Origin of the sequence: Candidatus Symbiopectobacterium sp., from assembly GCF_020054415.1 — a bacterium.
GTDB lineage: Bacteria > Pseudomonadota > Gammaproteobacteria > Enterobacterales > Enterobacteriaceae > Symbiopectobacterium.
In genome coordinates, this window is the sequence record NZ_JAHWCO010000515.1 from 1 (window position 1) to 1,545 (window position 1,545).

Sequence of the window (1,545 nt, forward strand, 5' to 3'; positions counted from 1 at the left end):
CAACGTGCCGAACCTTTGCCCAGATGTTTTTGGGGTGTGGTGGGCTGAATAAAAATTATAGCCAACACCAGGGCCACCACTGGCTTACCACACCACCAAAACCATCTATTGGAGGGGAGCATGGCTACTATCATTTACCGTAAATCCGTTAATCCTGTTAGCAAAACCAACGCCGCTATTCGCCGTCATGCCAGACGCAAGGCAGAAGCGATCCGGCTTGAACTGGTGACATCCCGTATCGATAGGGTATTGGGGCAGAAGCCAGAAAGACGCAAAGCGCTTAACCGAATTGAAGTGGCTTTCAAGCGCAAGCGTGCGCCACGAATTAATTTTAATTTACTGGCTAGATTCAGAGAGCAAATTAACCGTTTCACCGAAAAGTACGACATGGTTAAGCGTCTTAACCATCGCATCTGGTACAGCAAGCCGAAAACCGAGTATGGCATTACCGCCAGAGCAAGGCAGACGCATACATCATGGGGTGTTCGTAAAGTTTGAGGAGAGGTCTTATTGCCTGCAGCAAGTCGTCATATCCCCAGCAGGTCACAGCAAGTCAGCTAACGTAACAGCGAGGTAAGTATGCAAAACGATGACATGAAAGAGTATCGCAGAAAGTTGAGTGAATTCTTTTATCCGTTCCTTGGAAATGTTGAGTTAGGGAATGTTTCAGCATTGGAAAACACCACAAACCTTATTGATGCATTTATTAATTTCAATGAGGTTGGTTATTTTAACCGACCGACTAAAGTTGGAAACATCAAAATTGGCGGACAAACAACGCCGCCATCAAGTGAGTCAGGATGCGAATCAGGAATCGGGAAGAGGGAGGAAGGTCAGGACTACTAAACCCTGTTCAGACTCCAGGCTCTTCCGTCAGATTTTGTGACTAACACATCAGTGCCAGGCTTTACCTTTTTGGCGATTTCCAAAACTTCATACCTAACATCGGATGTACTCATATTCTTATCGCATATGTATTCTGCATTTGGCAGTTGATAGGTTTTCCCATTTGAACTTATCTCTTTGGAGTAACCATTTCTGCCCATTTTTTTCATGCAGGTTATCATAGTCTTCATAATCTGCATCATGCAGCTCGACCCTGACAGTAAACTGAGCCATTTCATTTCGTTAAATTGTCTGTGGAATAACCAAGTTATCAGGTTCCTTTGACTGTGGAAAGCAGGGAAACCCTCGCCGCCTGAGAGGGTCACCAAAGCAGGTACTTAACACGGAGACCACCATGCAAAAGCTCATTGACGAAAATATTTTGATAGCCAAATGAGGATTGAATGATGCAACTTGATAAACCTCATATCACGACCTTCAATCACCCTAATTTCGGTGACATGGTCGCTGTCACCAACGGCAGCAATAATATTAATGATTCACGTTATTTGATGAGCATCAAGGCTTTGTTGAATAAATCAGAACTTGTAACGACTGCGCCCCATACGGGTCGATTGTTACGTGATGCGAATACTGTTCGGCATTCCTAATAGCGTGATCCGGTTAAGCGCTTTGACCATGGCCATGGCTTCACCCACC

Annotated in this window: 3 protein-coding genes and 1 pseudogene; 3 read left to right on the forward strand and 1 reads right to left on the reverse strand. The window is 44.9% G+C overall.

Going from position 1 to position 1,545, the window contains the following annotated elements; all coding sequences use genetic code 11:
• Window positions 1-120 precede the first annotated feature (120 nt).
• The 3 genes from QZ506_RS14950 (at window position 121) to QZ506_RS14960 (ending at window position 1,496) form a co-directional block, all read left to right on the forward strand.
• Window positions 121-498, forward strand: a complete 378-nt coding sequence (locus QZ506_RS14950) for an antitermination protein (RefSeq protein ID WP_291972106.1) — start codon at window positions 121-123, stop codon at window positions 496-498.
• 81 nt (window positions 499-579) lie between these two features.
• The gene (locus QZ506_RS14955) at window positions 580-846 is read left to right on the forward strand and encodes a hypothetical protein (protein WP_291972108.1); all 267 of its coding nucleotides are present in this window, start codon (window positions 580-582) and stop codon (window positions 844-846) included.
• Between the two features lie 443 nt (window positions 847-1,289).
• Window positions 1,290-1,496: a hypothetical protein gene (locus QZ506_RS14960; protein ID WP_291972110.1), complete on the forward strand. Its 207-nt coding sequence runs from the start codon at window positions 1,290-1,292 to the stop codon at window positions 1,494-1,496.
• On the opposite strand, the pseudogene QZ506_RS14965 reads toward QZ506_RS14960, so the two are convergent.
• Window positions 1,464-1,545, reverse strand: a pseudogene (locus QZ506_RS14965) (lipoprotein); the annotation flags it as partial. The gene QZ506_RS14960 and the pseudogene QZ506_RS14965 sit on opposite strands and share 33 nt — an antisense overlap.